Source organism: Halalkalicoccus paucihalophilus (assembly GCF_001593955.1).
GTDB lineage: Archaea > Halobacteriota > Halobacteria > Halobacteriales > Halalkalicoccaceae > Halalkalicoccus > Halalkalicoccus paucihalophilus.
In genome coordinates, this window is sequence record NZ_LTAZ01000001.1 from 400,633 (window position 1) to 424,542 (window position 23,910).

General features: G+C 63.1%; 23 protein-coding genes and 2 tRNA genes. 11 read left to right on the plus strand and 14 right to left on the minus strand.

Translation table 11 applies throughout. The features are described 5' to 3' along the window. The first annotated feature begins 110 nt into the window (after positions 1-110). A complete protein-coding gene (locus HAPAU_RS20805) occupies positions 111-248 on the plus strand; it encodes a hypothetical protein (RefSeq protein WP_157078406.1) in 138 nt (45 codons plus the stop codon). Positions 249-272: 24 nt separating this feature from the next. Here HAPAU_RS20805 and HAPAU_RS19615 read toward each other — a convergent pair whose 3' ends face one another. Further along, positions 273-419: a DUF1328 family protein gene (locus tag HAPAU_RS19615; RefSeq protein WP_084383643.1), complete on the minus strand. Its 147-nt coding sequence runs from the start codon at positions 417-419 to the stop codon at positions 273-275. A 186-nt stretch (positions 420-605) separates the two neighbouring features. Between HAPAU_RS19615 and HAPAU_RS02115 the strand changes: the two genes are divergently transcribed. Next, on the plus strand, positions 606-1,226 hold the full coding sequence (locus HAPAU_RS02115) for a DUF309 domain-containing protein (RefSeq protein WP_066378953.1): 621 nt from the start codon (positions 606-608) through the stop codon (positions 1,224-1,226). 33 nt (positions 1,227-1,259) lie between these two features. Here the strand turns inward: HAPAU_RS02115 and azf are convergent, their stop codons facing one another. Both azf and HAPAU_RS02125 read right to left on the minus strand, forming a co-directional pair. Beyond that, a complete protein-coding gene (gene azf / locus HAPAU_RS02120) occupies positions 1,260-2,006 on the minus strand; it encodes an NAD-dependent glucose-6-phosphate dehydrogenase Azf (RefSeq protein ID WP_066378955.1) in 747 nt (248 codons plus the stop codon). Between the two features lie 78 nt (positions 2,007-2,084). After that, on the minus strand, positions 2,085-2,696 hold the full coding sequence (locus HAPAU_RS02125; protein WP_066378957.1) for a translation initiation factor IF-2 subunit beta: 612 nt from the start codon (positions 2,694-2,696) through the stop codon (positions 2,085-2,087). Between the two features lie 96 nt (positions 2,697-2,792). On the opposite strand from HAPAU_RS02125, the gene HAPAU_RS02130 reads away from it, so the two are divergent. Together HAPAU_RS02130 and HAPAU_RS02135 are read left to right on the plus strand one after the other, a co-directional pair. After that, entirely contained in the window at positions 2,793-3,134 is a 342-nt protein-coding gene (locus HAPAU_RS02130; protein WP_066378959.1) for a dihydroneopterin aldolase family protein, read from the plus strand. A 61-nt stretch (positions 3,135-3,195) separates the two neighbouring features. Continuing rightward, positions 3,196-3,657 (plus strand): DUF5790 family protein, encoded by a 462-nt coding sequence (locus tag HAPAU_RS02135; protein ID WP_066378961.1) that lies wholly within the window; start codon positions 3,196-3,198, stop codon positions 3,655-3,657. A gap of 8 nt (positions 3,658-3,665) precedes the next feature. Here the strand turns inward: HAPAU_RS02135 and HAPAU_RS02140 are convergent, their stop codons facing one another. After that, positions 3,666-4,400: a creatininase family protein gene (locus tag HAPAU_RS02140; RefSeq protein WP_066378963.1), complete on the minus strand. Its 735-nt coding sequence runs from the start codon at positions 4,398-4,400 to the stop codon at positions 3,666-3,668. An 86-nt stretch (positions 4,401-4,486) separates the two neighbouring features. On the opposite strand from HAPAU_RS02140, the gene HAPAU_RS02145 reads away from it, so the two are divergent. Beyond that, positions 4,487-4,819: a DUF5789 family protein gene (locus HAPAU_RS02145; RefSeq protein WP_066378965.1), complete on the plus strand. Its 333-nt coding sequence runs from the start codon at positions 4,487-4,489 to the stop codon at positions 4,817-4,819. Here the strand turns inward: HAPAU_RS02145 and HAPAU_RS02150 are convergent. Both HAPAU_RS02150 and HAPAU_RS02155 read right to left on the minus strand, forming a co-directional pair. Beyond that, positions 4,816-6,729: an ABC transporter ATP-binding protein gene (locus tag HAPAU_RS02150; protein ID WP_066378967.1), complete on the minus strand. Its 1,914-nt coding sequence runs from the start codon at positions 6,727-6,729 to the stop codon at positions 4,816-4,818. The genes HAPAU_RS02145 and HAPAU_RS02150 overlap by 4 nt on opposite strands. A gap of 51 nt (positions 6,730-6,780) precedes the next feature. Continuing rightward, a complete protein-coding gene (locus HAPAU_RS02155; protein ID WP_066378969.1) occupies positions 6,781-7,263 on the minus strand; it encodes a DUF192 domain-containing protein in 483 nt (160 codons plus the stop codon). Positions 7,264-7,346: 83 nt separating this feature from the next. On the opposite strand from HAPAU_RS02155, the gene HAPAU_RS02160 reads away from it, so the two are divergent. Continuing rightward, a tRNA-Val gene (locus tag HAPAU_RS02160) sits at positions 7,347-7,420 on the plus strand. 177 nt (positions 7,421-7,597) lie between these two features. Here the strand turns inward: HAPAU_RS02160 and HAPAU_RS02165 are convergent. Genes HAPAU_RS02165 through HAPAU_RS02180 form a run of 4 tightly spaced genes read right to left on the minus strand, consistent with a single transcriptional unit; the run spans position 7,598 to position 13,303 of the window. Beyond that, complete coding sequence (locus HAPAU_RS02165; RefSeq protein ID WP_066378970.1) at positions 7,598-8,743, minus strand: DegT/DnrJ/EryC1/StrS family aminotransferase; 1,146 nt, start codon at positions 8,741-8,743, stop codon at positions 7,598-7,600. Between the two features lie 5 nt (positions 8,744-8,748). Beyond that, a complete protein-coding gene (locus HAPAU_RS02170; protein ID WP_066378972.1) occupies positions 8,749-9,762 on the minus strand; it encodes a lipid II:glycine glycyltransferase FemX in 1,014 nt (337 codons plus the stop codon). Beyond that, positions 9,759-11,372 (minus strand): alkaline phosphatase family protein, encoded by a 1,614-nt coding sequence (locus HAPAU_RS02175; RefSeq protein ID WP_066378975.1) that lies wholly within the window; start codon positions 11,370-11,372, stop codon positions 9,759-9,761. Before HAPAU_RS02175 ends, HAPAU_RS02170 begins: the two co-directional genes overlap by 4 nt. Further along, positions 11,369-13,303 carry an asparagine synthase-related protein gene (locus HAPAU_RS02180; protein WP_245634010.1) on the minus strand — a complete coding sequence of 645 codons (1,935 nt, stop codon included), beginning with the start codon at positions 13,301-13,303 and terminating at the stop codon, positions 11,369-11,371. Before HAPAU_RS02180 ends, HAPAU_RS02175 begins: the two co-directional genes overlap by 4 nt. 329 nt (positions 13,304-13,632) lie before the next feature. On the opposite strand from HAPAU_RS02180, the gene HAPAU_RS02185 reads away from it, so the two are divergent. Both HAPAU_RS02185 and HAPAU_RS22715 read left to right on the plus strand, forming a co-directional pair. Continuing rightward, positions 13,633-13,706 (plus strand) — tRNA-Phe (locus tag HAPAU_RS02185). A gap of 516 nt (positions 13,707-14,222) precedes the next feature. Then, a complete protein-coding gene (locus tag HAPAU_RS22715; protein WP_281177854.1) occupies positions 14,223-14,354 on the plus strand; it encodes a DUF7503 family protein in 132 nt (43 codons plus the stop codon). Here the strand turns inward: HAPAU_RS22715 and HAPAU_RS02195 are convergent, their stop codons facing one another. Continuing rightward, positions 14,355-16,466 (minus strand): hypothetical protein, encoded by a 2,112-nt coding sequence (locus tag HAPAU_RS02195; RefSeq protein WP_066379399.1) that lies wholly within the window; start codon positions 16,464-16,466, stop codon positions 14,355-14,357. Positions 16,467-16,634: 168 nt separating this feature from the next. On the opposite strand from HAPAU_RS02195, the gene HAPAU_RS02200 reads away from it, so the two are divergent. Then, positions 16,635-17,333: a DUF7504 family protein gene (locus HAPAU_RS02200; RefSeq protein ID WP_066378978.1), complete on the plus strand. Its 699-nt coding sequence runs from the start codon at positions 16,635-16,637 to the stop codon at positions 17,331-17,333. Between the two features lie 70 nt (positions 17,334-17,403). Here HAPAU_RS02200 and HAPAU_RS02205 read toward each other — a convergent pair whose 3' ends face one another. From HAPAU_RS02205 to HAPAU_RS02215, 3 genes are all read right to left on the minus strand, one after another. Then, positions 17,404-18,285 carry a hypothetical protein gene (locus HAPAU_RS02205; protein WP_245634011.1) on the minus strand — a complete coding sequence of 294 codons (882 nt, stop codon included), beginning with the start codon at positions 18,283-18,285 and terminating at the stop codon, positions 17,404-17,406. After that, positions 18,282-19,175, minus strand: a complete 894-nt coding sequence (artA, locus tag HAPAU_RS02210; RefSeq protein ID WP_066378980.1) for an archaeosortase A — start codon at positions 19,173-19,175, stop codon at positions 18,282-18,284. The genes HAPAU_RS02205 and artA overlap by 4 nt, the downstream gene beginning before the upstream one ends. A 142-nt stretch (positions 19,176-19,317) precedes the next feature. After that, positions 19,318-21,837: a carboxypeptidase-like regulatory domain-containing protein gene (locus HAPAU_RS02215; RefSeq protein ID WP_281177856.1), complete on the minus strand. Its 2,520-nt coding sequence runs from the start codon at positions 21,835-21,837 to the stop codon at positions 19,318-19,320. A 582-nt stretch (positions 21,838-22,419) separates the two neighbouring features. On the opposite strand from HAPAU_RS02215, the gene HAPAU_RS02220 reads away from it, so the two are divergent. Next, complete coding sequence (locus HAPAU_RS02220) at positions 22,420-22,950, plus strand: 50S ribosomal protein L16 (RefSeq protein WP_066378984.1); 531 nt, start codon at positions 22,420-22,422, stop codon at positions 22,948-22,950. Continuing rightward, complete coding sequence (locus HAPAU_RS02225) at positions 22,951-23,799, plus strand: ATP-grasp domain-containing protein (RefSeq protein ID WP_066378986.1); 849 nt, start codon at positions 22,951-22,953, stop codon at positions 23,797-23,799. The last annotated feature ends 111 nt before the right edge of the window (positions 23,800-23,910 follow it).

Below are 23,910 nucleotides of genomic sequence, written 5' to 3' on the forward strand. Positions count from 1 at the left end.
TGGTACCCCTACTGTGACTTTCGGTCAAGTGGGCTGGCCGTTATCATCAGCCATAATTACTTAACTAGATAACAAAAAGATATATGCTGTGGTATTACCACACATGGTGTATGCACGAGCACTACTGTGGGTGGTGTGGGGCAAAGACCGTCGGGTCCTACGATCAGGGGGAAGACACGTGGGTCTGTGGGATCTGCCATAGCGCCGATCGCATCCCCGGGTCCGCGGGTTCCTACGGTCTCTCGTAACTGCCCGCGGGCCGTCTGAAGGCCCTACAGGAGGAACGAGACGACCGCGAGGACCAAGAACGCGATGATGAGCCATTTGGCGATCGTCATCGACATTCCTGCGATTCCGCCAGCACCGAGAGCACCGGCGACGATCGCGAGGACGAAAAACAGGATCGCGAGCTCAAGCATGGCTCACGCCTCCCAGTCCGTTCGTGGCGCTCGATCGTCGGGACGGTGTCCGTCGACCGACATGAGTGATATCCATTCCACTCCCATTGAGTACTATCGATTACAAGACAGTCGGTGCTTGCTCCTGCAACCCAATTATATAGGACGAACCGATACACGCTACTCGCCGCGGAACGAAGGTCCTGTATGGATCGCGCGCTTCGAACCGGAATCGCCCTCTACAACGCCGGCTACCATCACGCCGCCCACGACGCGTGGGAACCGGTATGGCTCGAACTCCCCGACGGTGAGGACGAGCGGCTACTCCACGGGTTGATCCAGTACACCGCCGCGATCCACCACGCCCGGACCCGCAACTGGGCGGGCACGATCGGGCTCGCAGTGAGCGCTCGCGAGTATCTCACCGACCTTCCGGAGGCGTATCGCGGCGTCGACCTCGTCCCCGTCCGACGGACGCTCGATGCGCTCGGGAGCGACCCCGAGTGGATCGAACGGGCGCGTCCGCCGCGACTCACCCATCGAGGGGAACCCGTGTCGCCCTCCGCCCTCGACACCGAGGAGTGCCTACTGGCCGCACCGATTCTCGCATCGGCCGGGGGTTACGACGCGGCACTCGTCGAGCGGGCCCGTGGATACGCACGCGAGGGACTCGAGACCGGCGAATCGAACCCGTTTCTCGCGCTCTGTACGGATTTCGTTCGGGAGCCAGCCCAGCGCGATCTCGTCTACGGGCGACTCTCGGATCACGTCTCCCGGCGACGCTCGCGCGAGCGTGACGTCGAGGGGCTGTTCGATCCCCACAGGTGACGGCATCGGTCGGTCAAAACGGGACGGAAGCGTTCAGTCGGTGTAGTTGGCGGAGTTGTCCTGTGGGTCGTATCCGAGTACCTCGCGGGCGCGCTCGATCGAGTAGTACTTGCGGTCGTTGTCGGAGATACCGTAGACGATCTCGTAGTCGTACTCGGCTTCGAGACAGCACTCGAAGAGGTGTGCACAGTCGCGATGGCTGAGCCACATCGCCTGGCCGCGCTCGTAGTCCTTGGGGGGATGGTCCTTCGTGAGGTTGCCGATTCGGACACAGGCGACGCTCAGGCCGTGTTCGTCGTGAAAAAAGCGCCCGAGCGACTCGCCGGCGGCCTTCGAGACGCCGTAGCGGTTGCCGGGTCGGGGGAGTTCGGTGCCGTCGAGGAGGAACTTGTCGTCCGGCCGGTAGATGTTAGGGGTGCGTGCCTCGGTCTCGTAGGCCCCGACCGCGTGGTTCGAGGAGGCGAAGGCGAACGTCTCGACGCCGGCGTCGACTGCCGCCTCCATGACGGTGTGGGTGCCGTCGATGTTGTTCCGGAGGACGCTGTCCCACGGCGCTTCCGGTCGCGGGTCGCCCGCCAGATGGATCACCGCACCGACGCCGTCCATGGCCTCGCGGACGGTCTCCTCGTCGGTGATGTCCCCGACGACGAACTCGCCCGGCGGGTCCTCGGCCGGCGGTTCACGGTCGAACAAGCGCCACTCGTAGGCCCCGGCGAGCCTGTCGAGAATCGCGCGGCCGACCCGCCCCTCGGAGCCGGTCAGCAAGACGGGAGCGTCCATTCAGGTTGAGGGTCGCCACCGACCACTAAGAAACGTGCGATTCGAGGCGCTGTGTCGCCCCAAACGACGAACGAGGTGTTACTGCGAGAGGCGGGCGAACGCGAGGTTGCCGCTGATGTTCTTGATGTAGATGTTCACCACGTCGCCCTCCTGTGCGCCCGGAACGAAGATGGTGTAGTTGCCCCGCTCGGCGACGCCGTCGCCCTTCCGACCCGTGCCGGTGATCTTGACCTCGTAGGTCTGGCCCTCCTCGACGGCGTCGCGCTGTTGGGTCTGGGTGGTCTGGGTGCGTTTCGTGACCGGTCGGAACGCCCCACAGGCGTCACAGCGCAACATCGGGGTGCGGTCCTCGCGCACGAGGCGGGTATCGGGGAGCCCACACTCCGAACACCGGACGTACTCCTCGACATAGCTCGAAACCGCGGCGTCGAGATCGGGGCCACTGAAATTGCCGTTGTACCGCCCGCGGCCGTTCTCGAACTTGCCGCTGGTACCGAGTTCGCGCTGGATGAACCGGTGGAGGTGTTCTGCCTCCCGGTTCAGCGTGTCGGCGATATCGCCGAGGTTCGTCAGCCGGGTGAAGGCACCGTCCTTCTGTGCTTGGGCGTCGGGGATCGAGAGCCGCTCGCTGTTTCCTTTGATGTCCGGGACCTCGTCCATCGCCCTGTCGAGGCTTGCGCTGTAGTCCATACCGAAAGAACGGATCGCGGGCGTATAGGCGCTTCGTGACACCGTGGCCCACCCACGCACCGAAAACGCCTTTCCCCGAACCCCCCACACACCGGTATGCCAACCGACAGCGAGATCGCCTGCTTCGAGGCCGGTATCAAGTTCGGCACGCTCTATCACCAGTTTACGGGAACCCCGGTCGACCACGAGAGCGCCCCCGGCCTAGAGCGCGCGATGGAGGAGGCCATCGAGAACCAGCCCCACTGCACCGAGGCCTCGATAACCGTCCACGACGACCGCCTCGACGACGCCATCGACCCCGAGATCGGCTACACCGAACTCCAGGGACCGCTGATGGACGCCGAAATCACCGTCGAGTACGAAGGTGTGACGGTGCGGACGAAAATGGAACTCGAGGACGGCTACCCCAGAATGCGGGTTCGGAACGTCGAGGGGTGACGGTTCACTTTCACCGTGCGGTCGGGTCACTATTAAACCAACGGGGGTCGAATCGTTCGCCATGAGCCAGTCGACCTTGGACGACGACGAACTACTCGGCGAGGCCGCAAGCGAGATCCGCGCGGACGTCGAGGCGAACATGGATGCCGCGAGAAGCGAACTGCCGAGCGCCGACGCCATCTGGAATGTCGACGCCGAGAACACTCTGGGTGTGCTTAATTCGCTGAAATCCTCGCTCGATACCGGCGACGCGGCGGAGAACCTCCGCGATGCGCGCAAGTGGTTCATGGTCGGGGAGCGGGCTGACGCCTTCGAGGATCCCGAATCGCTCGAAGAGGAACTCGACGATCTCGCCGCGCTCATCGAAACCGTCGATGACGCTCACGACCAAGTGGGCGGGCTCGCGAGCACCGTCCCCGAGCTTCGCGGGGAGCTAGAGGACGCCGGCGCAGGCGAGGAAAGCGAGGCGGACGATAAGGAGAGCGTGGAAGACGACGAGGACGCAGACGAAAACGAGGAGTGACCGGTCAATCAGCGTTTTCGGGTGTCGTACTCCCGGCCCTCGATCGCCTCCATGAGTTCGACCAGCGCCGCACTCGCGAGCGCGAGCAGTTCCTCACCCCGTTTCGCTGAGCCCTCCCCGGGGTCGCCGACGACGCCGTTTTCGGTGAACTCCGCCGAATCGACCGCGAGGTTCACCCGCGAGACCCACTCGCCCCAGCGCTCTGCGGCCCCTTCGCGGGCCTCCTCGATCCGATCCTCCCGGACGAGATCGGGTTCGATCCACCGCAACAAGGCGGTTTCGAGCGGGCCGCCGTGACCCATATCCGTTCGCTGGTCGCCGACGCCCTCGAACCACGTATAGGGAACAGCGTTGGCGGCGTCGTGTCGCGATATCGTCGCACAGACCTCGCCCAAAGCGGGGACGTTCCCGCCGTGGCCGTTGACGACGATTACCCGATCCCAGCCGTGAAAGGCGAGGCTCGCGACCGTCTCGCGCACGTAGGCCCGAAAGGTGTCGGGGCTCACCCAGAGCGTTCCCGTGAAGTGGCGGTGTTCTTCTGCGACTCCGACCGGAATCGCGGGCGCGACGACAACCTCGCCGTCGTAGGCCTCGCTTGCGGCCTCGGCGACTGCTTTTGCTGTACTGGCGTCGGTTCCCAGCGGGGCGTGGGGACCGTGCTGTTCGGTGCTGCCGACCGGCAGGAGGGCCAGGTCTGTCTCCGCGTCGGCGGCGTCGGTCCAGGTGGCCTCCGAGAGGTGCATGCGGGCAGGTCGCGGGGCGGCGAGTTAGTTCCGGCGGTGCCTGCAGGAGGAACCGTTTTGTGTGCGGGCAGCGACGTTCGAGTGCTATGAGCGACGACGATTCCAGAGAGCAGGGCGTCGAGTTCGGCGAGTTCGAGGAGACCATGGAGAGCCTCGACTACCCGATCGACCACGACGAGTTGCTCGACGAACACGGCGACGACGAACTCGAACTTTCGGGCGAGACGACGACCCTCTCGGAGGTCCTCGAACCCGTTCAGGACGACGACCAGACCTACGAGACCGAGGAGGACTTAGAGACGATGATCATGAACATGGTCGGCGACGACGCCGTCGGCCGCGAGGGCTACAGCGATCGCGGCGGGTCGGCCGAATCCGAGGAAATGGACGAGGAGCGCGACGAACAGGAGTCGTTCTAGTCGTCGCCCGCCTCGGTTCGGGCCTGACGTTTCGCGGCGCGCTCGATGAACTCCTCGGGGAGTTCGTCGATCTCACCCGCCTGAACGCCCCAGAGATGGGCGTATAAGCCGCCGTTTTCCAGCAGTTCGTCGTGTTCGCCGCGTTCGACGATCCGGCCGTCCTCGAGGACGACGATCCCCTCGGCGTCCTTGATCGTCGAGAGGCGGTGGGCGATGGCAAACGTCGTGCGATTTTCGGTGAGGTCGTCGAGCGAGCGCTGGATCAGCATCTCCGTTTCGGTGTCGACGTCACTGGTCGCCTCGTCGAGCACGAGGATCTCGGGGTCTTTGAGGATCGCCCGGGCGATCGAAACGCGCTGGCGCTGCCCGCCCGAGAGTTTGACGCCACGCTCGCCGACCATGGTGTCGTAGCCATTGGGCAGGTCGCTGATGAAATCGTGTGCCTCGGCGGCCTTGGCGGCCTCGACGACCGCCTCGTCGTCGGCGGTGAACGTCCCGTAGGCGATGTTCTCCCGGACGGTCCCGTAAAAGAGGAACGTGTCCTGACTGACGTAGCCGATCGACTGGCGCAGGCTTCTGAGCGACACGTTACGGACGTCTTGGCCGTCGATCCGAATGGCGCCCGAATCGACGTCGTACATCCTGAGCAGGAGTTTCAATACGGTGGATTTGCCCGCCCCAGTGGGACCGACCAGCGCGGCGGTTTCGCCGGGTTCGACGGTGAAATCGATGTTCTCGACGATAGGGTCCTCGTCATAGCCGAAGGTCACGCCGTCGTATTCCACTCGCCCGTCCTCGACGACGAGGTCGGTGTCCGCGTCCTCGGCGAGCACGCCGGGTTCGTCCATCAGCCCGAAGATCCGGGCGCTCGAAGCGTCCGCACGCTGGTACATGTTGATTATCTGTCCGAACTGGGCCATCGGCCAGATGAGCTGCTGAGTCAGCGTGATGAAGACGACGAAGTCCCCCACCGAGAGCGTTCCCGTAAGCGGACCGGGCGCGCCCGCGAAGATCCAGTAGCCCCCGACGAGGAACGTGAGGACGAATCCGACCCCCGAGATCGCCTGCAGTGTGGGAAAGAACTTGATCCGGGTCCAGATGGCGTCCCAGTTGGCGTCGTAGTACTCCATCGAGGCGTCGTCGACCCGGTCGTCCTCGTAGCGCTCGGTGTTGCTCGACTTGATGACCTGAATACCCCCGAGATTGTTCTCCAGTCGGGAGTTGAGCGAGCCGACCGTCGCGCGCATCTTCTTGTACTTCGGGCGGATGATCGTGATGAACGCGTAGGTGAAGGCGGCGATCAACGGAACGGGAACGAGCGCGACCAGTGCGAGCTGGGGGTTGAGCGTAAAGAGGATGGCAGCGATCGCGATCACCATCACGATCAGGCGGGAGGCGGAGTTCAACCCGTCGTTGAGGAACCGTTCGAGCTGGTTGACGTCGTTCGAGAGGATGGACATGAGCTCGCCGGTCTGTTTGTCCGAGAAGAACTCCATGCCCAGCCGTTGCATCTGGCTGTAGCTGTCGACACGGATCTCGTGGGTGATGTTCTGAGCCGAGGCGTTCCAGCCCCAGTTTCGCAACCAGTGAAAGACCGCACCGAGGAGGAACGACCCCGCGATGATCCCGACGGTCAGGGCGAACTGCCCCTCTTGGGTACTCGGCAGCCACGCGTCGGGGACGAACCGGAGGCTGAAGGCCTGCTCCTGCAAGAAGATCGAGTCGATCGCCAGCCCGAGCATCAGCGGCGGGATCAGATCCAGCAGACGGGCGACGAGGCTCGCGAGGATCCCGACGGCGTACTCGACGGTGTTGTCGAGACCGTACTCCCGAAAGAGCCGACGGATCGAGTCGTCCACCGTCGCCCGTTGTGCCTCGAACGGGTCGTCGTCTGCGTCGTGGACGGCCATTACCGCAGTTCGGGGATCTACGGTAAAAAGGGTTGTTGCGAACCGAAACCGTCAGTAGTCGATCTCAACCCGATCGCCCTCGGAGATCCCGTTCTCGGCGGCGTAGCCGTAGTTCACTTCGAGGACCCACTTGGCCTCGCCGCGATAGCTCCGCAGATCGGATTGGTCCTCCTCGCGGGGTGCCTCGTGGATCGCTGTGATCCGTCGGTCCTCACCGATAAATATCATGTCGATCGGGAAGGCCATATCGCGCATGACGAAGCTCCGGGTGCTCTCGTGTTCGAAGACGAACAACATCCCCTCGTCGGCACTCAGGGATTCGTGATCCGAGAGGCCGGTGTAGCGTTGGGGCGGGGTGTCCGCGACCTCGACATCGACGGTCGCGAGAGTGTCGCCCCCGTCGGTGATCGTCACCGTCGCCGCCTCCTCACTCCCGGTGACGAGCGCGAACGCCCCGAGTTGATACGCGAGGGTAAGGGCGATAGCGACGACGAGGAAGGCAGTGATCACCAGCGGCAGACGGCGACGGACCATACACGAACGAGGAGGCGATCCGGGTAAGCGTTTCCGGTCGAGAAAGAAACCGTTATTCGCCCGCGCCGATTCCACTCGGATACGGGTTCGTGGTCTAGTTGGTTATGACGCGGCCTTTACAAGGCCGAGATCGGTGGTTCGAATCCGCCCGAACCCACTTTTGGCGCCGCGAGTGAACTCGCGAGCGGCGGCGAAGTGCCGAGAGGGCGGTTCGAATCAAAGAATGGAGCGAACGAACGTGAGCGGAACGACTGTGGTTCGGATCCACCCGGATCCATGGGGCGACGAATCACTCGCTTTTCGGTGGATTCGCAGGGAGTGATCGGACGGACCGCTAGTCGTTCGCCAGACACACGAGCACTTCCATCTCGTCGGTCCCCAACCCCTGATGGACCGGCAGGGTGTGGAGACGCGTCGAGAGGTCGTTCTCGGTGGCGAACGTTTCGTCGCCACGGACCTCGTAGGGAAGCGGCGGCCAGGGCTTTGCGGTTCCCGACAGCGTTCCGAGGTCGTCGGGGGCCTCAACGATCGCGGGGTAGTACTGCGGACAGGCCCCCGGCGTGAGCGACTCGAAGACCGGTTCGATCCCGTCGAGGTCCCGGATCGTTCGGTCCCAGACCCGATAGTTCGCCCGCCGAGACGCGATCACATCGATGGGATCGGTCCGCTCGAGTACGTGCAACGAGAGGCGCGACATGGGGATCTTGGTCGACTCGTAGATCTCGCGGGGGTCCTCCTCGATGTCGTTCTGGTGAACATGGCCGTTCGTCCGTCGTGAACGAGCGCTCACCCAGCGAAGCGTCGAGAGCGCCTGTTTGAACACCGGCTGCCTGCTGACCGATCGGCCGAACGCACGCCCACAGTAGCGGTAGTCCGCTTTCGTGTATCGATCGCGAACCGCGGATCGGGCCAGCGCCGCCCCGGAGAGGTCGTCGTTGTCGAGAAAGAGCGCCGCGCCGTTGGGGATCGGCAGTGTCTTGTGCAGGCTCGTGATGCCGATGTCCCCGAACGTCCCGAGCAACTGCCCGTCGAGCGTGCTCAACGCGGCGTGTGCGTTGTCGTCGATCGTGTAGGCGCCGTACTCCGCGGCGAGTTCACGGATCGCCCCGATGTCCTCGCGGGCCTGTGGTTGGCCGAAGTAGTGGACGAACATCACCGCGAGCGTCCCCGAATCAAGCAGCTCCTCGATGCGGTTGAGGTCCGGCTGGAGCCTGCGATCGCAGGTGTAGTAGCGCGGTTCGAGTCCCGCCTCGCGAAACGGCTCGACGATCCCGTAGGGCAGGTACGCCGGGAGGACGACGTTGTCGGCGTCGGGGCACTCGGCGAGCATGACGTCGATCCCGTCGCGACAGGCGACCTTTCCGTAGCCGTAAAACGAGTATCGGGACGCGCCGTGGTCCTCGAAGTACGCCCGAACGCCGTCGCCGTTCGCGCGCGAAAAAACGGTTCGAGGGCTGAGCCGCGGGGTAGAGCGGGCCATCCGAACTATCGGAACGGTACCAGCGTTCGAGCGGTGTTGACCGCCTCGGCACGTGCCGAGCGTTTGAGCGCCCCGTGGTAGGTCGCCAGATCGGGTGCGAACTTCGATTTGTACCGGCAGATCCGACGCTGGTTGGCGCCGACCAGATCGTAGCGCTCGATACCCCTTGATTTGGCGTCGGTCATGACGTGCCAGTCGAGCAGGTCGTTGACCGGGATCTCCGCGTCGCCTTTCGTTCCGCCCTGCCAGCGATAGACCGTGTCCTTGTGCTCGATGGCGACGATCCCGCCCGCCATCTCTCCCTCCGAGTTCCAGCAGGTGTAGGGTTTGACCTGTCCGTCGGGAAACGTCGTGTACAGGCGGGTGACGTACTCGTCGTCGATGAAGTAGGCCATCTCCTGCTCGTCGTGGCGTTCGCGGACCCGGTCGATGATCTCCTTCGCCTCCGAAAGCCCGCCGACCTCGATATCGTATTCGTCGTCGTCGGTGTTGCGGATGTTCGAGCGCGCGTCGCTCGACAGCTCCATCAGGAGGTCGTCCTCGCTGGGCGTCAGGTCCGTCACGTAGGTGTAGTACGGTTCGACCGCGTATCCTTTCTCCTTGTACGGCCGGAGGTCCTGATACCGGTCGACCGTCCGGATGTGGGTCAGGTCCGGGTCGAGGTTCTCATCGGTCCACTCGTGACAGGCGTAGGCAAAGCGGCGGTTGCGCCGTTCCTTCTTGCGCTGTTTGAGCTGATGGGTGTCCAGCAATGCCGCACCCAGATAGTAGACTTCCGTATGTGAGGGCGGCGAGACCACCACCGTAAACGGCCCCTTTCGCTTCTCGAAAACGGGAAGGATCCCGACCGCCTGCTGGCCCTTGTAGGCCACCAGCGGGTGAAGCGTCGTCCCAGTGTGATCCGCGAGCAGGGAGATCCCCTCTCGCTGGTGGAAGGGGCCTGCCGCCTCCGCCCGTTTCACGTAGCTGTTCCACTCTTCGAGTTCCTCGCCGGACGCGCGTCGTACAGTGATACTCATTCGTTTCCTTCTAGATAGCCGAGGGCCGACAGTCGATCTTCGATCTCCTCGTCGTCCGTCTGTTCAACCGACTCATCGAGTTCCGGGTACTCGTATCCTTCGGTTGCCTCGACTGCGGAAAGAACGTTCCCGTCCATCCGATCGCTTCTGGGCACGCCGAGCGCCGAGAGGACCGTCGGTGCGACGTCGAAGAGGTGGGCCCCCGAGAGGTCCGCGTCGGTGTCGACCCCCTCGCCGCTGATGGCGATCATCCCGTGGAGTTTGTGGTTGTACGGCTCGGTCGGCGGGCCGAAGATCTCGCCTTTGAAGTCCGCCGAGAGGAACTGCTCGAACTCGTCGGGTATGGTCACGATATCGACGGCTTCCTCGGCGTGCGGTCCCCAGAAATACTCCTCGCGTGGGGCGACCTCCTCGAACATCGGTTCGCCGTCCGGCGTTTCGACTCCCGACAGGACGTCGATGAGCTCCGCACGGACAGACTCGTAGTCGCTCTCGGGGACGGTCCCGTCGGGTTCGCGGCCCTCGACGTTCATCCGGAGGCCGAGTTCGATCCGCGAGCGCATGTAGGCACTCGACCGTGCGAAATCGACCTGCTCGTTGCCCGCCCGGCGGGCGTCCGCGGGGATGAACCGCTTGACGAGGCCCTCGAGGCCGACCGCCCGGAGCGCCTTGCCCGCGCGTGCGGGCGTGATCCCGACCTGTGCGGCGGCACCGATGGCCCGACCCGCCAGCCCCGGCGAGGGAGCTTTCGCGTCGTCGCCCTCCCGGAGTTGGCCGTTCAGCATCGGGAGCCACGCCGGCATCCCCGAGCCGCCGGTGGTCGTCTCGACGTAGCCCTCCCGATCGAGGAACTCGTTGACCCGGAGTTCGTACTCGTCGTAGGGTCCCATCCCGTGATCGCTCGCGACGATCACGGTGTCGGGATCGCAGGATTCGAGCAGATCCCCCACTTCGTCGTCGACCGCTCGGTAGATCGCCTCGACGTAGTCCTCGCGGCCAGGGTGTTCGTGGAAGACGCTGTCGGTCCCCTGAAACTCGATGAAGCCGAACTCGGGGTCGTACTCGTCGGCGAGATGGCGGAAGGCGGCCCCGCGCATGCGCACGAGGTCGACGTACTCGCCGGGCTGGTCGCGCTCGGGGTCGGGGTATACTCGATAGTCGCCGATCGCCTCGCGGAGTTCCTCGAGGGTGCCCTCCGGATGACACTGCGGGTTCTCGGGGGCGGTGTAGCCGGGAACGATCGCGCCGTCGATCTCCGGGGGCGGTGCGGTGACGGGGACGTTGACGACGACGCTCGTCATCCCCTGATGGGTGAGCAGCTCCCAGAGCGCCGCCTCGCGGACGTGGGTCGCGTTGACGACGTCCCAGTCGTAGCCCTCGTAGTGCAGGAAACCGAAGACGCCGTGTTTGCCGGGGTTCACGCCGGTGTACAGCGAGGGCCACGCGCTGGCGGTCCACGGCGGGATCTGCGATTCGAGGGGGGCGCTTGCGCCCTCCTCGATGAGCGACTCGAGGTTCGGGAGCGCACCCTTCTCCAACAGCGGTTCGAGGACGGGATCACAGGCGGCGTCGATCCCGATGACCAGCGTATCCAGTCGGTCGGCGCTCACCGCGAGCCCTCCTCCGGAAACGGGAGTTGGGCGTCGGTCGATTCCGGTCGGTCGTCGCCGGCTTGCACGCCGGCCAGTCGTTGGGTTGTTGGCATGGTGAGTATGGTGAGGAGCGTATACAGCTCTACGACGTTGTTCTGCCCGTCGAGATGGGCCTGATAGCACGCGCGAACGTCCTCGAAGTCGAGGAACTCCAACCCCTCGATGACGTCCGAATGGGATTCGATCGCCCGCCAGTAGAAGTCGTCGGAACGGATCAACATCTCGTCGTTCACCCACGAACCGCTGCTGAGGTACGGCTGTGGCGGGGTTTCGTTCGCGACGTGCTTTCGCCAGAGCGCCTTCAGCTTTCGGCCCACGAAGTCGACGGGAAACGAATGTCCGAGGCCCAATCCCACGTCCGCGTGGGGGATCGACGCGAGCCGTGGGTCGAGTCGCTTGACGGCCGCGTCGATGACGTTCCGTCGCAGCCGATAGCGGATCGGCATCCGGAGCGAGAGGTCCACGAGGCGGTTGTCGAGAAACGGCGTTCGGTAGGGGATCATCTCCCGCAGGCTGTTCCGAAAGATGACGTCGTCGTCGTTCGAAAGCGGGAAGTAGCCGCTGCAGTAGACGAGGTCCTCGATCGACTCGTAGCGGACGCCGTGGTGGACGATCTCACCCTCGTCCCAATAGATGTTCTCCTCGAGGGTCGAACGGAGGTCGTTGGGAAACGGGAGGTTGTCGTCGCTCGGGGCGATCTCACAGAGCCAGTCGACGAACTCGGGGATGGTCCGGATCTTCGTCTGGATGGGGAGCGTGAGGTTTCCGATCCGGCCGAGATCGTAGCTGAGCGAGGGGATGGCGTGGCCCTTGAACAGCGTATCGGCGTACATGCCCGACAGGAGCACGTCGACACGGCTCGTGATCTCCGACTCGAAGCCGGTCGCATACCCCTGTGTGAACCAGCCGTTGAAGTTCGAGAAGGGCTGGTTGCGAACGAGTGCCTCCTCCTGATAGTCGTGATTGCGTCGCAGGAAGACGAACTCGTTGTCCGACTCGATCGCGACGCGTTCGGCGGTGCGCGCCTCACGACTCATCCACCCCGCCATGTGAAACGCCGTGCTCCCGGGGCCGAGGGCAGCGAGGTTCAGCCGCGAGTCGCTCCCGCCCGACAGCAGGACGCCGTATCGCAGATCGTCGCGGCGCCACTCGTCGAAGAGTTCGGTAAACCGATCGGTGAACTCGTCGACGAACGCCTCGAACGGCGCGTCCTGTGGACGATAGCGCGGGCGCCAATACTGTTCGACGTCGATCGAGTCGTCGTCGAGTCCGATCGTGGTGATCGAGGCGGGTTGGAGCTCCTCGATCCCGACGAGAGGGGTTTTCACGCCGAACGGCCGCCGGTAGACGAGGTACTCGTGGAGGTAGCCCAGATCGAACTCCGTCTCGATGGCCGGGTGATCCGCGATGGCGTCGATCTCCGTCGCGAACACGATCCCGTCGCCGGGCGTCGCGTAGTAGATCGGGATCGTCCCCAGACGGTCGGTGAAAATCGAGAGTTCACGGGCGTCCCGGTCGTAGATGAGTCCGATACAGTTGCCGTTGAGTCCGTGGACGAACTCGCGACCGTGTTCGGCGTATAGCTCCGCACAGTAGCCGACGCTGTCTCGGTGGTTCGGCCGTGGAGTGTGGCCCGTCGTTCCGCCGAGCGGGGCGTCGTCGAACCCGTAGACCTCGCCGAGTACCCAGAGCTCGACGCCCTCGCTGGTTTCGACCGGCTGTTCGCCGTTCAACAGAGGATGTGTGCTGAGCTGTATGGATACGTCGGCGTCGCTCCGCTCGGACGCGATACCGTGTTCCGGCACTTTCGCTCGTGTTGTCGGTAGCTCGTGGCCGACGGCTCCTCGGAGCCCAACCATCTTCTCAGCCACCTCCTGCTGACCGACCATACGACCTACTGTGCGGGCGAGGGGATTCAATGCTACGGTCCATTATCCCGGACGAATCGAGGCCTCCACGTGACTCTCGGCTGCCATATACGACGTTCCCGATTACTCGTTATTTATTATGGAGGCTGTAATTCGGAGTTATGTCGTCCCTCCTGCCCGTAATCGTGCCCATTAGGTGTTCACACCCACTCGATGGGTGCGGTGGCTAAAGGAGTCGTTAACCCTCCCGTCGACGTGTGAAGAGCCCCCCGTATCGCGGATCGATCGATTCGCGTGGCTGCGGCGGCTTTCGAAATCCTTTTTGGGGTGCTTGCCGTCGCTTCGGACGGGCCGCCTTAGCTCAGACTGGGAGAGCACTCGACTGAAGATCGAGCTGTCCCCGGTTCAAATCCGGGAGGCGGCATCCGGATTTTACGCGATCCTCGTTCGAGTGGCCGCTTCGATATGAGATCGATCACAGGGGCTCAGATGGTGGTACGTCCCGTAAAAACCCCAATCGGTGACGAGCCGTCCTCGTGACCGCCGTGACGGTCGTGAGGTATACCGTAACTACCGGTACGAGCGAATCGAGCGCAACGGAGACCCCTCCCTCACCGACGGAGTCTACGTCGTCCGCGCGTCGCGTGGTGACGTCGGCCCGAGAGCGGTGAACGCGCTGTGGATTTCGATCGATGACACCCCGCCCGATTCATAGACAACAGTGTAGAAATACCACAGTAACAGCTGATAGTATTACCCGAAAGCATTTCATCTAATCTGATAAATACTCTCTCGAAGACGGCCACGCTCTGCGACGGTCCCTAATTATCTAATCTAGACAACATTTTTATTACCAATTTAACGTACATTAAATGACTATATTTAGTATCTACAATATTCGAATAAATTCATATCAGTGGGAAACGATACGTCTATTGCAATGTCCGACGACAGCATCAAAACGTACCTGGCGAACCACCCACGAATGACCGGCGTCCTGTTCACCCTCCTCGTGTTGTTGACACAGGCAGGGAATGCGGCGGCAAGCAATTACGTCGTTGCTGGACCCTAATTATATATCAGTAAGAGAGAATTCGTCGCTCCAGTAAAGTTTTCCATCAATCCTTAGAGGGATACCATCAAAGGTTAAAAAGTCCTCTAATTCACGTGTACTAAGAGAGAATGTGTCTATATCACCTGAATTCAAGTAATAATTTTCGTTAGATCCTATTATCGGAACAATTAGACTGCCTATACCTTCTATATCAGTAGTATACGTTTTAAACACTAACTCAAAGCCGTTATCCACTTTAGTTATATCGCAGACGGCTGGAGCTCCGCTTTCTGTTTGCGCTATTGACATCCCACCATCCCCGATGACGATGTACTGCTCACCAATCACGTTTTCTCCCTTGGCTACTTCCAAGGCGGCCCGGAGCGGGAACCCGTTGTTCAACAGTCGCGCCAGCGTCGCGCCGATCTCAACTGCCCCGACGTTGATCACGTCGGTCAGGGTGACGATCCCGCCGATCGCTCCGCCGTCGATCAGTGCCATCCCCTGATCGTAGGACCGACAGCCGTTGAGCAGGAAGGCGTCGACACCGACTTCCTCGAGCGTCGTCGCGTCGAGTCGCCCGTCGGCACACTCGAACCCGTCGGGTTCGATGTGGCCGATGTAGTGGAGGAAATCCGCGTCCGTTTCGAGGACCGACCGCAGCTCCGCGCGCGTGAGATCGCGGTGTGCCGTCACCTCGAAGGGGAGCTCCTCGCGCGAGCCGTAGACGTCGTCGACAAGGTCGCGCTCCTCGTCCATCTCCGGGTCGTTACAGACGACGGTAATCGAGACGTCGCCGCTCGATTGCTCGCGCGCGAGGTGGTTTCGGTAGGCCTGCGGAGTCGCCTTGCTCGCACCCATCGGCGTCTCGTCTCCGACCCAGACCTGTTCGAGCGACCCCGTCGGAGCCGGTTCGACGTACGATTCGGTCTGCGGGGCCGTCGCACTCGCCACCTCGCGCGTGCTCCGGGTGGAGGAGTTCCTGAGAAATCCCTCTATCGCGGTTGTCTCGGCTCGGGCCGGCGAGACTCGTTGGGTGTCGGGCGTTCGAACCACCGCCATATCGTTGACAAGAAACGGCAGCATCTCGATGCTCGACGGGGTCGTCGCGACGTGGGAGGTGAGCTTCCACTCGGGGAGGTGCGGTTCGATCGTCGAGTACGGCTCCGACAGATACGCCGCCAGCTGTTCGCCGATCGGCCGATCGTAGAGCGCGGCGAAATCGAGGTCGACGTGTCGTTCGATCGCCCGGCGTTCGTGGAGATCGATCGGATAGAGCCCCTCGGTTCGAGTGATACAGTCGAAGAAGAACGATTGTTTCAGCGCTCGCTCGACCTCGGTTTCGAACTCGTCGTCGATTCCGAGCGGATGGACGAACCCGGATTCGGTTCGGATCTGCGCCTCGTCACCGGGTTCGACCGTCGCGCCGAGGTAGTACGCGAGCGGGGCGACCACGTAGGCGTGACGGAGCGTGGGCGGGACCTCGATGGTAATCCCCGTCTCCGGCGGTGAGAGCTCGTCGGGAATCGAGAGCGCCGATCCGCGCTCGATAGTCGGCGGGTGACCCCGAAGCGTCGGATACGACCGTTCGGGACTCGTCGTCTTCAGTGCCGAGCTGAACGTCGAGATCGCCGCCATGACGTCTTCGGGCTCGTCCGTCGTCGTGATCGTCGCCGCCGGGCGATCGTGTTTCGAGCGTGCGCCGATCGAGACGGTGTCCCGCTCGGGGAACTCGATCGCCATTCGTGTGGCGTCGGCGCTGATCTCGAAGGGGCCCTCGATCCGCACGTAGAGCTTCATCGGCGCGCACAGTTCGAGGCTGTAGGCCCCGTCGGGGAACGACTCTTCGGCGAACTTGCCCGTCTCCGTGAGCATCCGTCCATCGGCGTCCCGGACGTACACCGCGATCACCGTCGGGACGGTGATCGCATCGGTCTCGACGGCGACGGCACCGTCGACGGGGAACCTAAACGACGCCCCGCTGGTGACCGTCGGCGCGGCCGGTGAGGACAACGAGAGCGAATAGCGCCGCCGTTCGACGGTGTCGACGACGTCGAGCGTTCCGTCGTCGTACTCGAACCGGATCGCCGCCGAATCGGTCGTCTGACCGTGTGGAGACGATTGAGTCATCGCATCAGTGTACATATCATCGATATCGGACAAAAATCTATCGACCGTTTCGTCCCTAGTAGTGTCGACTCGTGTCGTGGTTCCCTGCGCTCTTCGGGTCCCGCGTCGTTTCCCGGGTCGAACGGGCGCAACGTTTATATTTTAATCGATTGAAACTATGATGAGAGGATGTCACCAGAGCACGGGTCTAGTGGGTCGGAATACGAGGAGATGACGGCGCTCGTTCAGGAACTCGATGCGCTCAAACAGCGCGGGTCGAACCTCCTCGTCGTCGGCTCGCGGATGCCCGCCGCCCACGAAGCCGCCTGCCGGCAGTTCCTCGGCGAGTCGACCACACAGGCACGCCGCCGCCTGTTCGTCCTCACGGATCCCTGTGCGTCGGTCTCCAAGCGCCTCTCGGCCGAAGCCCCCGGTTCGGATCGCCGCTCGGTACTCAGGTACGACGCGGCCAGTCGGAGCGCCGCTGTGGCCCCCTCCCAGCCCTCGATATCGGCTTCCGAGCGACGGGTCAAGGGCGACCTCGGCTCGCTCGGCGTCGCCATCTCCGAGGCGATCGCCGAGTTCGAGGCCACGAGCAGCGGGCTCTCCCCCGCGGAGCTTCGCCTCTGTTTCGATTCGCTCACGCCGCTGGTATCGGAGTACGACTCCGAGCCGGTCTTTCGGTTCCTCCACCTGCTGACCCACCGGGTTCGGTCGGTCGACGGAATGGCCCACTACCACCTCACGACCGAGCGCTCCAACCGGACGGTCGGGCTGCTCGAACCGCTGTTCGACGCGGTGATCGAACTCTGTCTGCGCGGGGACACCCTCTATCAGCGGTGGTACCTGCGCGACAGCGGACTGACGACCGGCTGGCTGCAGCTTTAGACGCTCCAGTATATCTCGTCCGCGCGGTGTCTCCGACCGTAGGCGTCGAGCCCCTCGCCTACGAGGCCCCTCAGTGCAGATCATCGTACAGCGTCGAGTGGGTGTAATCGAGGAAGGTGACGGGCACCCGTAGTTGCCCTCCTTTGCGCACCACGCTCGCGAGGCCGTTGTAGACGTGTTTGTGCCGTCGATCGCGCACCCAAAAGGCCGCGAGCGGCGGACGCTGGTCGGTCGCGGATACCGAGTGCAGCGCCTCGATCGCCCGGTAGCTCAGTTCGTAACAGAAGAGGCCGGTCGAGTCCTCCTCGATGAGGGTTCCGATATCGGTCGGCCCCTCGAACGGCGCGCGCAGGTCGACCCTGCCCATGACGACGTTGTCCTCGACGGAACCCGCAACGTATCGGGGGATATCGTAGTGACCGTACTCGCGAAAGCCCTCCTTGAGCCCCTCGACGAGCCCCTCACTGTTCGCTGGCGAGACGCCACAGAACCGTTCGACGACCGCGGGCGCGACCGGGTCCGAGACGTCCCCACGAAGGGCCGCCGTCGCAAGCGGGCGCGGGGTCGTTTCGCTGAGACGTCCGAAAAAGCCCGCTATGGTGTGGTACTCGTAGGTCGTCTCGGCCATCAGTTCCGCGGCGTCGCGGAACAACGCCAGCGCGTCCCCCGCAAGGTCGTCGGGGCGCTCGTCGAAGGGATGGAACCGCTGGTCGTCGCCCCGTTCGATCCACAGCCCCTCGCCGTCGACGTCGTAGGTCATCCCACCGTCCTCGATCTTGCCCCCGAACTGCCGGTTCTCGGCGAGGAGCGGGTCGAGGTCCTGTTCGCGGAGGTTCGTCCCGCCGCCCACGCCGTAGCCCAGTACGACGTTGTCGATCGCCTTCACGGAGCCGAGCGCGAGGCCGCCCGTTCCGACCGCCCTCAGTAGCTGCCGTCGGGTGAACTCCCTCACGCGCGCTCGCCCCCGAGGTCGTACTCCTCGCCGGTGACGAGGTACGCCAGATCCTCGACGATCACGTAGAGTTCGGGGAGCACCTTTACGACGGCCCACGCGATGGCCAGCAGCGCGACCACCGCCAGTCCCTGCGAGAGGATCCGGTCGGCGACGAAAAACGAGACCCTGATAGGGTCCTCGACGCCGAACAGCCACATCACGGGACCGGCAAGCGCCGCCTGATCGAACAGCTGGTGGCCGATCGAGTAGGCGATGAAGACGTTGCGCGCGACGTTGAGGATCCAGATCGTCGAGAGCGCGAGTGCGAGCGCAGCGAGTCGGCGCTCGATGGGGGCGCACACCGCCGCGATCAGCCCGCCGAAGATGGCCATGCTGCCGATGCCCGTACAGGCGAAGACGATCCGCGTCGAGTAGCGCCGGCCCGAATCGAGGGTGAACGCGAAGGTGTTTCGCAGGCCGGCGTCGTCGGTCTCGAAGGCGGGAGTCGATCCCAGCAACTGGAGACCGGCGTGGGTCTGGTTCGCGACGATCTCGATGAGCGTGTCGTGAAAGATGGGGATCGCGCCGAAGGGGAGATAGATCAGTCCCATGACGCCGACCGCCCGCGAGAGGGTTAGGAGCGAATCCCGACCGGCGTGAAGGCGAAGGGCGACGTAGATACAGGCAGGGACGGCGATACTCGCCAGTATCGCCTCGACGATGCTGCGGTGGTCGAAGACGAAAAACGGGACCATCAACAGCCAGAACAGCGCGAACCCGAGCCACGCGAGGGCCGTGATCGAGCGCGCGCTCGTGCGGTCGCGCCGATCGACGGCGATCCCCGCGACGAACCCGCCCATGACGATCCAGATGAGAACGTCAGTCACGGGCGTCAGGTCGGGGAGCATACCCGATCGAGGGGTGCAATCATAATATATCTGTTGTGTTATCACGCGGAATTAGAGGTGCGTCGCTCGTCGGTGGAGCGCTCGAAAAAAGGGTGGAGTGCGTCAGCGGGAACCGGACGGGAATCCGGTTGGTTCTCGGTGGTTAGGCGCGGTTCCGGAGCGCGATGCCGGCCGCTGCCAGCAGCGCGATCAGGGCCACGGCGATACCGAAGCCGGGCTGATCCTCGCCTTCGGAATCGTCACCGGAGCCGTCGTTGTTGTTGTCGTCTCCGTTCTTCTCGTCGTTGTTGTTGTCGTCTTGGTTCTGCTCGTCACCGTCGTTGATGTTCTGGTTCTCCTCGCCGAGGACCAGCGTGCCCTCGTCGGTGGTGTCGTCTTCATCGTTGATGGTCAGAGTACCGGTCGTCTCCTCACCATCGTGGGTGGCGGTGACGTCGTACTCGCCGTGCCAGAGTTCGAAGGTCACTTGACCGTCGTCACCGGTGGTCTCGGTCTGATCGGCGACCGAGACGTCGGCGCCGGAGACGGCGTTGCCGTCAGCGTCCTCGACGGTGATTGTCACCGTGTGGGGCTGACCGGCGGACTCGACGAGCGTCGCGTCGACCTGTTGCTGGACTTCTTCCTCACCGTTGTTGTCGGTCATGCGGACCGTGAAGTTCTGTCCGGCCTCGTGCTCGCTGAGGTCGAAGGTCGATTCGATGGCGCCCTCATCGCCGACCTCGGCGGTCTGGCTCATGAGGAACGGGTCGTCACCGGTTGCGCGCAGGCGGATCTGCACGTCCGTACCGGGTGCGGCGTTGGACTCGCCGGTAACGGTTGCGTTCTCGTCGTTCTCGACCTGCAGGACGCCGTCGGCGTTGAAGTCGCCGGTGACCTCGATGTTACGCTCAGTGACACTGAAGCTCGTCTCTGCTTCCTCGGCGTTGTTGTCGTTGCTCTCGGAGTAGGAGTTGACGTAGTCCTCACTAACGCTGAAGGTCACGTCGTACTCCTGATCGGCATCGATGTTCTCGTTCGTGGTGTCGACCACGAAGTAGATGCGGTTGTTGTCCGCGTCCGTCACGACATCGAAGTTCTCGATCGTGTTAGCGGAGGTGTATCGCTCGGGGTTCGACTGCTCGACTGTGAGGTTGAGATCGCTGCTGTCGAAGTCGTCGTTCGCCAGCTGACCGAAGACGCCGGAGACGTCGACGCCGATGACCAGCTGGTCACCGTCGGCAACGTCGCTGCCCGTCGTCGTCGCGTTCTCGAGGTCGTCAACGTCGGAGGAGATGTCCGCGCCAGCGGGTGCGACCGCCGTGTCGATGTCGCCCGTCGAGCCGTCGTTCAGGACGAGCGTGGCGAGGTCCGTCTCCTCACTGTTGACGTACAGTTCGAGGTTGAAGTCAGCGGGGAGGAGTCGGTACTCATCGCCGAGTTTTTCCTCACCCTCTCCGTCGAAGGCACCATTGAGACTAACAGTATCTTCGCTGTCGTCAGCGGTGTAGAAGGTATCTTCGGCCTCCTTACCCGCATTGTAGGTGTTGAAGTAGACGGTGACTTCGCCGTCGCCGTCGTTATCAACAACATTGATGCTCGCGTTGTAGTTCTCGTCGCCCTCGGTTAGGTCGACAGTCGCGTTGTCCGTTCCCTGAAGGTCAACGGTGAACTCCACAATGTCACCGGCTTCTTCGGAGTAAGTCGAGGAGTCGAACTCCGCGTTAGCCTCGACTTCCTCGGTCACTTCGACGCTGGTCGTCGTCTCTGCTGTCGTGTCCTCGACACTCACGGTGACGTTGTACTCACCGGTTTCGATATCACTGAAGTCAGCCGAGACACCCTCTCCGTTGGGGTCAACGTCTTCGACAGTAACCTCACCGTCTTCAGCGGTACCGCCGAAGACTGCTTCGAGATCGTCATCGCTCAGATCGTCCGAGCTGATCTGCAGGTTGACGGGCTCGTCGCGGTTGTCGCTGTCGTAGTTTAGAGTGGTTTCTGACTGGTCGACAGTATCGGAGACGAATTCAGCAGAGATGTCCTGCTCGACGACCCAGAATGGACCGTATGCCGTGTCCTCGTCATCGACGAGAACGTACGGTCCTTCACTGTAATCCGTGGTGTCGATAGTAACCATCCCAGTGCTGTCCGCGCGCAGATACTCAACGGGCGAGTCGCTGGGCGAGGTACCAGCGTGAATCGCGACGGTCTCACCGCCCTCAAAGCCCGTCACCTCAATGGACTGTCCCTGGTAGAAGTCCTCTTGGCTACCGAGGTTTCCGGCGTCTCGACTGTCGCTCACAGTAAAGGTGGTGTCTGCCTGCGACCACTGGGTGAGGTCGTCACCCTCGGCGGGTGCGTCCAGCGTGCCGTCCGTGGCGATCGCGTAGACGGTGTACTCGCCATCGAGACCGGAGACGTCAGCATTCAGTTCCGTCGACTGGTCGTCGACGTTCCCCGTCTCGTTCACGAGGATGTCGTCACCCTCGTTGTAGGTGCCATCTTGACTGATCACGGCATAGACTTCGCCGTCACCGTCTGCGTGCGATACATTGATCGTCGCCTCGCTTCCGTCGGCGAGGTCGACGTTTTCTGCCGTAACCTCGGTCGCATCCGCAGCAGCCGCGCCCGCAAACGCAGCGGACATGGCGAACACGGAGAGGACCATCAGGGCGGCAAGGAACAGCGCTTGTCCCTTTTCGCGTAGTGTGTGTTTCTTTGCTCATGTTTCGTTTGATCGGTCGACAACCCTTTCTCACCCGGCAGGACCCACATGGGCCACCGATTGGGCGATACTCGGACCGTCCTTCGGGTAGGGGTGTCCGTATTGAGACGTCTTCATGTAATAAGATTTGTGAGATAATATAGAAATTAAAAGGTGTTTAGAAGTGGTTTGAACGGACCGATGGTCTCTTGTTCCGTATGTTATCTACTCGTATTATTCTGAGTGGGGCTCGATACGGAGTGTTTTGTGAATTGCCGTTCTTCGACGGGGAATATCTTCACACGAACTTATCACAGATCGGTCGGAATCAGATACCCAAACCATCACGACCGGGAATCCCTGTGGTCCGTCTACCTCGCGCCGTTCGGGTGGGCGTCAAGACGGTCGGCGGCGGGCTCTGGTCCGACACGGGTTCGGACGCGTGGGCGGGATTTGCCGATCGGGCAAACCGGGTTTCGACCCTGAGACGGTTGCACCCGGTTCGAGCGCCCCGCTTCGAAGGGATTATGTGTCGCCTCGGCCTGAGAACCGACAAGAGTATCTATGTCAGACAAACCCGCCTCGATGTACCGGGAGATCTCGAAACAGCCCTATACACGCCGTGAGTACATCACCGGGATCCCCGGCTCGAAGATCGCACAGCACCGCATGGGGGACCGCGACCGCGATGCGGAAGACTGGCCCGTCCAGATCTCGCTGACTCTCGACGAGGAGTGCCAGATCCGAAACGGCGCGCTCGAGGCGTCCCGGCTCGCGATGAACCGCCACCTGATCAAGGAACTCGGCGAGTTCAACTACGCCGCGATCCTCCGGAAGTTCCCCCACCACGTCATCCGCGAGAACAAACAGGCGACCGGCGCGGGTGCCGACCGTGTCTCCGACGGGATGCGCCAGGCGTTCGGCAAAGTGGTCGGAACGGCTGCCCGGATCGAGAAGGGCGAGCGCGTCTTCACCATCTGGTGTGAAGTCGAGGATGCCCCCGTCGCGAAGGAGGCACTCCGCCGCGCGTACAACAAGGTCTCGCCGCCATGCACTATCAGAGTCGAGCGCGGCGAGAAGCTGCTCGTGTCGTAAGTGCTCACGCTCGCGGTCGCCACACGCGCTGAAACCTACGACCGACTCGACCGACTCCTCCCCGAGTACGGCATCGAGGTCCGTCATCTCGAACCCACTGGACGCACGCTACCGATTTCTCCCGAGACGTCCCCCTTCGAACAGTTCGACGTCGGCCTCGTGTTCCCCTCGCGGCTCATGGAAGGCGGTCTCGTCGATGCGCTTCTCGACATCCCGTGGGTCAACGACCGCGGGGCGATCGCGACGTCGCGCAACAAAGCCGAGGTGCTCGCACGTCTCTCTCGTGTGGGTGTGCCGGTTCCCGACACCGTCCTCGTTTCGAATCCCGTCTCGCGCGCGGAACTCCGGGCCGTCTTCGAGCGCTTCGACCCGCCCGTGGTGATTAAACCCAACTCCACGACCCGAGGGGTCGGAATCACGCTCGCGGGCGACCTCGATTCGTTTCTCGGGATCTGTGACTACCTCTCGCTGATCCACGAGTTCCCGGCGACGGACGACCGGTCGTTTCTCGTCCAGGAGTTCCTCCCGGAGGCGCGCGATTACCGGGCGATGGTCATCGAGGGCGAGTACGTCGGTGCGGTCGAGCGAACGGGTGAAGGCTGGAAACACAACGTTCACGCGGGCGCACGCGCGACGGGCGTTCGACTCCCTGCCGACCACCGGGAACTCGTCGAGCGGGTCGCGGAGACGCTCGACATCCCGTTTATCGGCGTCGACCTGCTCGTTTCCGGGGAACGGACGCTCGTCTCCGAGACCAACGCCCGGCCGACCGTAGACGAGGCGACCAAGTACGAGCCCGACTTCGACGAGCGGCTCGCGGCGCTCGTCCGCTCGCGCACACGGGAGTAACAGACCTCCGGCGTGGGATCGACCCCTCCGAGACGACGCCCGCGTAGCGGCCCTTTACTGCGTGTCCAGCCAGTAGTCGTGAGCCGGGCTACGATCCAAGAGGCCGCCGAA

Bases quoted from the DNA above. Each gene is read 5' to 3' on its own strand.
- HAPAU_RS02155 (WP_066378969.1), bottom strand. From the start codon at position 7,263: ATGGTCCGTCGCCGTCTGCCGCTGGTGATCACTGCCTTCCTCGTCGTC.
- HAPAU_RS02115 (WP_066378953.1), top strand. From the start codon at position 606: ATGGATCGCGCGCTTCGAACCGGAATCGCCCTCTACAACGCCGGCTAC.
- HAPAU_RS02180 (WP_245634010.1), bottom strand. From the start codon at position 13,303: ATGGTCGGTCAGCAGGAGGTGGCTGAGAAGATGGTTGGGCTCCGAGGA.
- HAPAU_RS02150 (WP_066378967.1), bottom strand. From the start codon at position 6,729: ATGGCCGTCCACGACGCAGACGACGACCCGTTCGAGGCACAACGGGCG.
- artA (WP_066378980.1), bottom strand. From the start codon at position 19,175: ATGCTCCCCGACCTGACGCCCGTGACTGACGTTCTCATCTGGATCGTC.
- HAPAU_RS02125 (WP_066378957.1), bottom strand. From the start codon at position 2,696: ATGGACTACAGCGCAAGCCTCGACAGGGCGATGGACGAGGTCCCGGAC.
- HAPAU_RS02145 (WP_066378965.1), top strand. From the start codon at position 4,487: ATGAGCGACGACGATTCCAGAGAGCAGGGCGTCGAGTTCGGCGAGTTC.
- HAPAU_RS19615 (WP_084383643.1), bottom strand. From the start codon at position 419: ATGCTTGAGCTCGCGATCCTGTTTTTCGTCCTCGCGATCGTCGCCGGT.
- HAPAU_RS02170 (WP_066378972.1), bottom strand. From the start codon at position 9,762: ATGAGTATCACTGTACGACGCGCGTCCGGCGAGGAACTCGAAGAGTGG.
- azf (WP_066378955.1), bottom strand. From the start codon at position 2,006: ATGGACGCTCCCGTCTTGCTGACCGGCTCCGAGGGGCGGGTCGGCCGC.
- HAPAU_RS02200 (WP_066378978.1), top strand. From the start codon at position 16,635: ATGTCACCAGAGCACGGGTCTAGTGGGTCGGAATACGAGGAGATGACG.
- HAPAU_RS02135 (WP_066378961.1), top strand. From the start codon at position 3,196: ATGAGCCAGTCGACCTTGGACGACGACGAACTACTCGGCGAGGCCGCA.
- HAPAU_RS02140 (WP_066378963.1), bottom strand. From the start codon at position 4,400: ATGCACCTCTCGGAGGCCACCTGGACCGACGCCGCCGACGCGGAGACA.
- HAPAU_RS02195 (WP_066379399.1), bottom strand. From the start codon at position 16,466: ATGACTCAATCGTCTCCACACGGTCAGACGACCGATTCGGCGGCGATC.
- HAPAU_RS02130 (WP_066378959.1), top strand. From the start codon at position 2,793: ATGCCAACCGACAGCGAGATCGCCTGCTTCGAGGCCGGTATCAAGTTC.
- HAPAU_RS02165 (WP_066378970.1), bottom strand. From the start codon at position 8,743: ATGGCCCGCTCTACCCCGCGGCTCAGCCCTCGAACCGTTTTTTCGCGC.
- HAPAU_RS02220 (WP_066378984.1), top strand. From the start codon at position 22,420: ATGTCAGACAAACCCGCCTCGATGTACCGGGAGATCTCGAAACAGCCC.
- HAPAU_RS22715 (WP_281177854.1), top strand. From the start codon at position 14,223: ATGTCCGACGACAGCATCAAAACGTACCTGGCGAACCACCCACGAATG.
- HAPAU_RS20805 (WP_157078406.1), top strand. From the start codon at position 111: ATGCACGAGCACTACTGTGGGTGGTGTGGGGCAAAGACCGTCGGGTCC.